The 8,418-nt window shown below is 71.3% G+C and carries 10 protein-coding genes; 2 read left to right on the top strand and 8 right to left on the bottom strand.

Annotated features, from left to right (window positions below; translation table 11 throughout):
• The first annotated feature begins 188 nt into the window (after positions 1-188).
• The gene (locus tag ACFW9D_RS35110; protein WP_384628948.1) at positions 189-1,172 is read left to right on the top strand and encodes a LuxR family transcriptional regulator; all 984 of its coding nucleotides are present in this window, start codon (positions 189-191) and stop codon (positions 1,170-1,172) included.
• An 18-nt stretch (positions 1,173-1,190) separates the two neighbouring features.
• Here ACFW9D_RS35110 and ACFW9D_RS35105 read toward each other — a convergent pair whose 3' ends face one another.
• The gene (locus tag ACFW9D_RS35105) at positions 1,191-1,535 is read right to left on the bottom strand and encodes a DoxX family protein (protein ID WP_188336756.1); all 345 of its coding nucleotides are present in this window, start codon (positions 1,533-1,535) and stop codon (positions 1,191-1,193) included.
• A 124-nt stretch (positions 1,536-1,659) separates the two neighbouring features.
• On the opposite strand from ACFW9D_RS35105, the gene ACFW9D_RS35100 reads away from it, so the two are divergent.
• A complete protein-coding gene (locus ACFW9D_RS35100; protein ID WP_188336757.1) occupies positions 1,660-2,211 on the top strand; it encodes a glycoside hydrolase family 25 protein in 552 nt (183 codons plus the stop codon).
• 25 nt (positions 2,212-2,236) lie between these two features.
• On the opposite strand, the gene ACFW9D_RS35095 is transcribed toward ACFW9D_RS35100, so the two are convergent.
• From ACFW9D_RS35095 to ACFW9D_RS35065, 7 genes are all read right to left on the bottom strand, one after another.
• On the bottom strand, positions 2,237-2,899 hold the full coding sequence (locus ACFW9D_RS35095; RefSeq protein WP_384628944.1) for an NADPH-dependent F420 reductase: 663 nt from the start codon (positions 2,897-2,899) through the stop codon (positions 2,237-2,239).
• A gap of 295 nt (positions 2,900-3,194) precedes the next feature.
• Complete coding sequence (locus ACFW9D_RS35090) at positions 3,195-3,410, bottom strand: EF-hand domain-containing protein (RefSeq protein WP_188336761.1); 216 nt, start codon at positions 3,408-3,410, stop codon at positions 3,195-3,197.
• A gap of 72 nt (positions 3,411-3,482) precedes the next feature.
• A complete protein-coding gene (locus ACFW9D_RS35085) occupies positions 3,483-4,397 on the bottom strand; it encodes a MerR family transcriptional regulator (protein WP_384628941.1) in 915 nt (304 codons plus the stop codon).
• Between the two features lie 64 nt (positions 4,398-4,461).
• A complete protein-coding gene (locus ACFW9D_RS35080) occupies positions 4,462-5,622 on the bottom strand; it encodes a YncE family protein (RefSeq protein ID WP_384628951.1) in 1,161 nt (386 codons plus the stop codon).
• 41 nt (positions 5,623-5,663) lie between these two features.
• A complete protein-coding gene (locus tag ACFW9D_RS35075; protein WP_384628938.1) occupies positions 5,664-6,446 on the bottom strand; it encodes a polysaccharide deacetylase family protein in 783 nt (260 codons plus the stop codon).
• Between the two features lie 315 nt (positions 6,447-6,761).
• Entirely contained in the window at positions 6,762-7,265 is a 504-nt protein-coding gene (locus ACFW9D_RS35070) for an ATP-binding protein (RefSeq protein WP_188336764.1), read from the bottom strand.
• Positions 7,266-7,559: 294 nt separating this feature from the next.
• On the bottom strand, positions 7,560-8,327 hold the full coding sequence (locus tag ACFW9D_RS35065; protein ID WP_188336765.1) for an enoyl-CoA hydratase/isomerase family protein: 768 nt from the start codon (positions 8,325-8,327) through the stop codon (positions 7,560-7,562).
• Positions 8,328-8,418: the final 91 nt, after the last annotated feature.

Raw genomic sequence — 8,418 nt, 5'->3', positions numbered from 1 at the left:
CGGACCGCGCACAACCGTTTTAACCTCCCTTTCTCCCGCCCCCGGGGGCCCCCCTGGGGGGTTGCCTCGGGCCCGCGGGCGGCCGGGCGCCCCGGCGAAGGTAACTCCGGGCCGGGGCCCGTGGCGCCCGGTGACGCCACTGGCACGGATCGGCCATCCGGCCCGCCGGGGCGGTCCATAATGCGGCCATGACGAACGCGCAGCTCGGTGAGGCCCTGCGGCTCCTGGGCGTCGGTCCGGCGGCGGCCCGGGTCTATCTCGCCCTGCTCGACCTGGCCCCCGCCCCGCTGGAGGAGGTCGCGGCGGCGGCCGCGCTGGACGGGCCGGGTCTGGCGGAGGCGTACGAGGAGCTGGTCGACGCCGGTCTGGCGAGTGCGGCCGGGGCGGACGGCGAGGTGGTGGCCCCGGTGGCGCCGACGGCGGGGCTCGAGGTGCTGGCCCGGCACCGGGCGGCCGAGGTCGAGAAGTCCCGCACGCTGGTCACGGGCGCCTTCGACTCCTTCCGGCGGCGCCGGCTCGCCGCCTACAACGATCAGCTCGTCGAGCTCGTGACCGGCGACGCGATCGGACCCCGGATGCGGCTGGCCTGGGCGTCGGCCCGGCACCAGATCCGGCAGTTCGAGTCGCCCCCGTACTCGCCGATCCCCTCGGCCACGGAGGACGCGCTGGCCACGCTGGCGCGCGGGGTGACGCAGCGGGTCGTCTACTCCCGCGAGTCCCTGGAGCACGCCGACCACTTCAAGCGGACCATCGAGCCGTGCATCAACGCGGGCGAGCTGGCCCGGGTGCTGCCTTCGGTTCCGGTCAAGCTCCTGATCATCGACGACGCGTACGCCCTGGTGTCGCTGTCGATCCAGGAGGCCGATGTGCTGAACACGATGCTGGTCGTGCAGCCGTGCGGGCTGCTGTCCGCGCTGGTGGCGCTGTTCGAGCAGGCGTGGCAGCAGGCGTTGCCGTTCCACGGCAGCACGGCCCGGCCCGGGGGTCTGCCGCCCGCGGACCGGCGTCTCCTGTGGCTGCTCGCGGGCGGGGCGAGCGACGAGGTCGTGGCCCGCGAGCTGGGCATCAGCCGCCGCACGCTGTTCCGCCGCCTCCAGGTCCTGATGGCGCGCCTGGGTGCCGCGAACCGCTTCCAACTGGCGCTGCAGGCCCAGCGTCAGGGCTGGCTCTGAGGCCTGACTCCGGGCGGCTCAGACCGTGATCCGCAACACGAGCGCGGCGACGGCGAGCGCGAAGCAGAACGCCCAGAAGCCCAGCGCCCGGTCCCCCGCCACGATGTGCGTGGCCAGCGCCCCGACGAAGTAGAGGACGAGCCCGGTGGCGGCGGCGACCCCGAGCCCCGGCACCACGAACCCGGCGAGCAGCCCGAGCGCCCCGGCCCCCAGCGCGCTGCCGAGCAGCGGGATCCAGGACCGCGGCACCCCCAGCTTGTCGGCCTGCTGCCGGGGATAGTCGTGGCCGGAGAGGTTGGCGACGGCGGCGGAGCCGAAGAGGGCGGCGCCGAGGACGGTGACGGCGGCGTAGAACGCGTACATGGTGATCTCCCGTTCGAAGCTTCACCACACGGACGGACGGGCGCCCCGGAACGTGACATCAACCGTGCTCCGTTCGGGAACGATGTAGGTCCGACCTCGTCGCCCCACCGACCGGAGGCCTCGCATGCTGCGCGGAATCGATGTCAGCTCGCACCAGTCCACGTTCGACACCGACGGCCTGTCGTTCGTCTTCATCAAGGCGACGGAGGGGCGGTCGTACGTCAATCCGCGGCTGACCGCCCAGACGAAGCTCGCCCGTGACGGCGGCTGTGTCGTCGGCTTCTACCACTTCCTGTGGCCGGGGAACCTGGCGGCGCAGGCCGAGTACTTCGTGAGCAAGGCGCCGGAGCGGTCCGGCGACATCCTGGCCGTGGACTGGGAGACGACCGGCGACGGCACGCACGCGACGAACGCGGAGAAGGACCGCTTCATCCGTGAGGTGAAGCGGCTGCGCCCGCACCACCGCGTGATCCTCTACACGAACCGCAATTACTGGCTGAACGTGGACACGACATCCTATGCGGGCGACGCGCTCTGGATCGCCGACTACGTGACCGCCGGGAAGCCGCGGATCCAGGCGAAGTGGCGCTTCCACCAGTACACGGACTCGCCGCTCGACAAGGACGTGGCCGACTTCGCGAGCAAGTCCGCGCTGCGCGAGTGGGCCACGCCCTGACGGGACTCCGGGAACGGATCGGGGCTCAGGCGCGCCACTCCGCGGTGCGCTCGGGGGACGCCGCGTCGAGTGCCTTGCGGACGGCGGCGGCGTCGGCGGCGAGGCCGTAGACGGGGGTGCCGGGCTGCTGGCGCCAGGACTCGTCCTGGCCGCCGGCGTCCACGGCGTCGAAGCCGATCTCGTCGAGGAGCCCGGTGACGACCCGCTTGGCCGCCTCGTCGTCGCCGGCGATCGGCAGGGCGACGCGCTGCGGGTCGCCGGCCGGGCGGGCCTTGTCGATGAGGTCCTGGGCGTACGTCCCGTTGAACACCTTGACCACGTCGTGGCCGAGCTGACGCTCGGTCCAGCGGCTCTCGGTGAGACCCTCGTCCTCGATGCCGGTGATCTTCCCGTCGCGCTGCTGCGGGTAGTAGTTGCCGGTGTCGATGACGGTGACGTCGTCCGCCGCGCTGTCGAGCAGTCCGTCGGGGAGCGCGGGCACGGCCTTCAGCGGGATGGTGACGACGACGACCTTCGCGTCCCTCACGGCGTCCTCGATGGTCGCGGCGGTCGCGCCGGTCTCCTCGGCGAGGGCGCCCAGGGTGTGCGGGCCGCGCGAGTTGGCGACGTGCACGTCGTGTCCGGCGGCGGTGAAGCGCCGGGTGAGGTTGCCGCCGATGTTGCCCGCGCCGATGATGCCGATCTTCATGGTGATCCTGCCTCCGGAAATTTATGCACGTGCATACTTTTCGGGGACAACCTCGGGGGCGGGCGGGCTATTCCGGGCGGGAACGTCGATCTCGTGACCCTCGCCCTGAACCTGTACGCGCAGGGGATCGACCCGATGCTCGACCTCGGACAACGACGCGGTGCGCACCACGGTGGCCGCTGCCCTTACCCAAGGCCGCCGGCGCGCCGCCGCGCTCGACCTCGGGCCGACGACGCCGCGTCCGCCGGGGCGGGGCCCGGTGGACGCGGCGGAGTCGGGTCGGCGCTCAGCGCGCTCAGGCCTTGTTGAGGTTGGCCCAGAACTCGTCGAAGGACAGGAGCTTGTCCCCGTTGGCGTCCTGCTTGGCGATGAGGGCCTCGGCCACCGACTCCGTGACGTGGAAGTCGCCCATCTGCGCCATGGCGCTCTTGTACTCGGCCGCCGTGATGAAGCCGTCGCCGTCCGCGTCGAACCGCTCGAACGCCTTGCGTGCCGCCTCGATGTCCGCCACCGGGACCACCCCTCGTTTACGTACTGCTGTGCCGCGCCGCTCGGGCGCGGCACCGGATTGACGGGGCCCAGATTATCGGGCGCCGTGCGCGCGCAGTGCGGCGAGTACCCAGGCGAACTCCGCCTCGTGCCGGGGCAGGGTCTCCAGGCCCCGTACGAGGGAGACCAGATCGCGGAACCGGGCGACGTCCTCGTTGGCCGCGGCTTCGAGACGGGTGAGCACCTCGGCGCGGTCGGCGTCGCCGAGCAGGCCCCGCAGCACCTCGTCGGCCTGGGGGGACTCGGGGTCGATGCCGCGCTCCAGGCTCTCGCCGGCGAGCTGCACGAGGCGGCTCATGAACCACAGGGAGCTGCCGGGCGTGATGTCGGGTCCGCGGTCGGCGGCGTTGAACTCGACCATGCCGCGCATGTGGGCGCGGAAGCCCTGGTCCTGCATGAGTTCGGCGAGCTCGACCCAGGCGTCGACCTGGGTGCTGGTGGGGTCGTCGGGCAGGTCGGGGACCATGACGCGCAGGCGGGTGCGGATGTCGGGGTCGGCGGTGTCCAGGCCGCCGAAGGTCTGCTCCATGAAGTCGTCGATGATGTGTTTGCGTTCTGCGGCGGAGAGCCGTGCGAGCTTGTTCATGAGGGCCGTCTCCTCGGCGGTCGAGTTGCGTTTCGCGACCGTCGACAGCACCGCCCGGTTCAGCCTGAGGGCCCGGATCTGGGCGTCCAGGGCGGCCACGTGGGCGGCGGCGACGGACGCGATGTCCTTCTCGCCGCCGACCACGTGCCGTACGTCGGCGAGGCCGAGGCCCAGCTCGCGCAGGGTGCGGATCAGTTCGAGCCGGGCCACGGACTCGGCGTCGTAGAGCCGGTAGCCGCCGTCGCTGCGGGTCACCGGGTGCAGGACGCCCTCGTCGGACCAGTAGCGGATGGTGCGCACCGTGAGTCCGGTGCGGCGTGCCAGGGCGCCGATGGTGAGCAGGTGCGGGCCGTCGTCGGTCATGCCGGGGAGTCTGGGCCTTCCAGTGGGTGGAGACTCAAGCCCACGATGCCACGGGGTGCACGGGTCAGCGGAAGACTCCGGTGTGTCCGAGGGAGTAGCGGCCGGGCTGGGGGTAGACGGCGAGGCCGTGCGGGCCGGAGCCGACGGGGATGCGGGCGAGCTGCTTTCCGGTGCGGGTGTCGATGGCGTAGACCTCGGCGTCATAGCGGCCGGAGAGCCACAGGACCTTGCCGTCGGCGGAGACGCCGCCCATGTCGGGGCTCCCGCCCTGCGGGAGGTGCCACTTCTTGGTGAGCTTGCCCTTGGTGAAATCGAAGACGGAGACGCTGCCTTCGCCCCGGTTGGAGACGTACATCTCCTTGGAGTCGCGGCTGACGTAGAGGCCGTGGGTGCCCTTGCCGGTGGGCAGGAGCGTCGGCTCGGTGAACTTGTCGCCGTCGAGGACCCACATGCCGTCGGCCTCCATGTCGGCGATGTAGAACTTCTTGCCGTCGGGCGACATCTTGACGTCCTGCGGCATGGCCCCGTCGTACGGGAGTTTCTGCTGCCCGACGACCTTCATCTTCGCGGTGTCGACCTTGAGGAGTTCGCCGCTGAACTCGCAGGAGACGATGAAGTAGCGGCCGTCGAGGGAGAAGTCGGCGTGGTTGACGCCGTAGCAGCTGACGGGTTCGGTGTGCTGGATCTTCATGGTGTGGGGGTCGCGGAAGACCAGCTGGCGGTCGAGCGAGGCCATGACGACGGCGTGCTTGCCGTCGGGCGTGAAGTAGAGGTTGTACGGGTCGTGCACGTCGACCGTGTCGCCGGCCTTGCCGGTCTTCGGGTCGATGGGGGTGAGGGTGTTGCCCTTGTCGTTGTTGACCCAGAGCGTCTTGAGGTCCCAGGAGGGCACGACGTGCTGGGGCTGGCGGCCGACCTTGATCGTCTCGATGATCTTGTACGTCTTGGGGTCGATGACGGAGACGGTGTCGGACTCGGTGTTGGGCACGTAGACCCGGGACGGGAAGTCCTTGACGACCGGGGACAGCTTGTTCGGCCGGTCGGCGGCGTAGACGTCCTGGGGGTCGAGGACGGGCGGCATGCCGGGCAGTCCGTCGATCTTCGGCTTGGCGGGCTTGACCGGCTTGACGGGCTTGATGGCCTGGGCGGTGTCGTGCGCGGGCTTCTCCGTGCCGCAGCCGGTCAGGGCGGTGAGGGCGGCGGTCACGGCGGCGGCGAGCAGCACGCCGGTGCGGCGGGTGGGGGTCCGGCGGGCGGGGTGGGTGTTCACGTGAGCAGCTCCGTGCAGGTCACCGCGGCCAGGCCGCGACGGGAGAGGTGGTCCAGGAGGGGCGGAAGTGCGGCGACGGTGTCCGCGTATCCGAAGTGGAGGCTGACGACCGAGCCGGGGCGTACGGCCGAGGTGACGTTCTCGACGACGTCGTCGGCGCCCGGCGAGGTGAAGTCGAGCGAGTCGACGTCGTACGAGAGGACGTGCGGGTAGCCGGCCCGCTGGGCGAGGCGGACGACGAGCGGGGTCGCGGTCGGGGTGCGCGAGGGGCGGAACCAGGTGCCGATGGAGCCGGTGAGGCGGCGCAGCCGGTCGGCGCAGCCGGTGATCTCGGCGGTGGCGTCGGCCTCGGACATGGTGTTGATGCCCTGGTGGTGGAGGGTGTGGTTGCCGAGGTCGTGGCCGGCGTCGAGGATGCGGCGGGCCATGTCCGGGTGCTGGTCGAGCCAGGTGCCGACGGCGAGGACGGTGACGTGGGCGCCGGCCTTCTCGGCCTCCTTCAGGACCGCGTCCGCGATCTTCGGGTCGCCCTGGCCGTGGAAGGTGAGGGCGACGCGGTCGCGGTCGCGGGGTCCGTGGGTGAGCTGGGCGGGCTGCCCGGGGAAGCGGCGCGGGGCGGGGGCGGCGCGGGCGGACTCCGCGGGGCGGGCGGGGTGGGCCTTGGGCGCCGGGGTGGCGGCGGGGTGCTCGTCGGCCGCGCAGCCGGTGGCGAGGGCGGCGGTGAGCCCGGCGCCGAGGCGCAGCGCGGAGCGGCGACGGATCGGTTCGGCCTTGGTCACCCGCCCATTTAAGGGGGAACCGGCACAAAAGCCCCCTACCGACCCGGGGACCTTAATGAATACTGGATGCCGGGTGTACTTTTTCTTCATTTACTAGGCTGGCGAGCGATGTAACCAATGATTCATTTGGCCGTTCCGGGCGTCCTGTGCCATCCTCGGTGGCACGACCTCCATTGACCCGGGCCGGTCGTCTCAGACGCCGCGGACTCCACCCCTTCTGTTCGCGGCGCACCACACGAAAGCCCCCGCGGCGCCGCACGACGGCGAGAACGGGGGCTTTCGTGCATCCGGGGCCACCGGCCGCCGGGTCACGTGTCAGCGGTCGGCCACACGCATCTCGAACCAGGTCGTCTTGCCGCGGGGCAGCAGGTCCACGCCCCAGCGGTCGGAGAGCTTGTCGACGAGGAACAGGCCGCGGCCGGAGAGGTCCAGCGGGCGCACCGGCATCAGACAGGGCAGCCCGCGCGAGGGATCGCGCACCTCCACCCGGATCCAGCCGCGCCGGCGCAGCATACGCAGTCCGAAGGCGCGGGCGCCCGTGTGCCGCACCGCGTTGCCCACGAGCTCGGAGACGAGCAGGACGGCGTCCTCGGTCAGCTTCGGGGACAGGCCCCACTGACGCAGGATCACCACCTGGGCGAGCCGGCGGGCGATCGCCGCGGACTCCGGACGGGACGGCAGAGCCACCTCCGCCTCGGTCGGGTTCCCGAACAACTCCAGCGCCTTCAGCGCGTGTTCGTCCTCGACCGCGGGAGACCAGCGCGCGGCGGTCGTACTCCCGTTCCGCCGCGGTTGTTCGACACCCTCAAGCCCCGCCATGCCCACCATGATGACTTCCCGTGGCCGGTCATGGGGCCGTTCCGGCTGAATAAGCCCCCCGGAACGCCTCATTCCGGTGGGTCGCTCGGGCATATGCCGTTGGCACTTAAGGTAAGCCTACAGCCCGCCTGACCTGCGGAAACATCCCCTGACGGGGCAGAATCCGCCTCGCGGGAACCCGGCCCGCTTAAGGCTCCCTTAAGGCGGAGATCATGCGCTCCAACGAGGTACGGAGATCAACTCCGCTTGCCCGGAGGCGAGTTGATCCCCGTACGTCAGGTGCTCCGGCGGCCGTCAGGCGAACTTGGCCTTGCCCGGACCTTCCTCCACGAAGCTGCGCATTCCGGTCTCCCGGTCCTGGGTCGCGAACAGGCCCGCGAACCAGTTGCGTTCGATGGCGAGGCCCGTCTCCAGGTCCGTCTCCAGACCGGCGTCGACGCACTCCTTCGCGGCGCGCAGCGCGATCGCCGGGCCCTGCGCCAGCTTCGCCGCCCATGCGTGCGCGGCCTCGAAGACCTCGGCGGCCGGGACGACACGGTCCACCAGGCCGATGGCCAGCGCCTCGTCGGCGCGCACCTGACGGCCCGTGAAGATGAGGTCCTTGGCCTTGGAGGGGCCGACCAGACGCGACAGACGCTGGGTGCCTCCGGCGCCCGGGATCAGGCCCAGCAGGATCTCGGGCTGGCCCAGCTTGGCGTTGTCGGCGGCGATCCGGAAGTCGGCGCACAGCGCCAGCTCGCAGCCGCCGCCCAGGGCGTAGCCGGTGACCGCGGCGACGACGGGCTTCGGGATGCGGGCCACCGCCGAGAACGAGTCCTGCAGGGCCCGGGACCGCACGACCATCGCCGCGTGGTCCATCACCTGCATCTCCTTGATGTCTGCGCCGGCCGCGAAGACCTTCTCGCTGCCGCGCACCACCACGGCCCGGATGTCGTCCCGGGCCGTGGCCTCTTCGGCGAGTTCCTTGATGCGGTCCTGGATCGCGATGTCCAGGGCGTTCATCGGGGGGCGGTCGAGGCGGATGGTCCCGACGCCGTCGGCTACTTCGAGGTGAACGGTCATGCTCCGCAGGTTAGCGGGCGTTCACCCTGTGGGGGGGGCGGTGCGGTTCGTCACGTGACCTTCCGGTGGGTGGGGGCTGGTCGCGCAGTTC

Origin of the sequence: Streptomyces sp. NPDC059524, assembly GCF_042749255.1 — a bacterium.
Classification (GTDB): Bacteria; Actinomycetota; Actinomycetes; order Streptomycetales; family Streptomycetaceae; genus Streptomyces; species Streptomyces xanthii.
The sequence above is the reverse complement of the archived record's forward strand: the minus strand, read 5'-3'. Positions and strand labels throughout refer to the sequence as shown.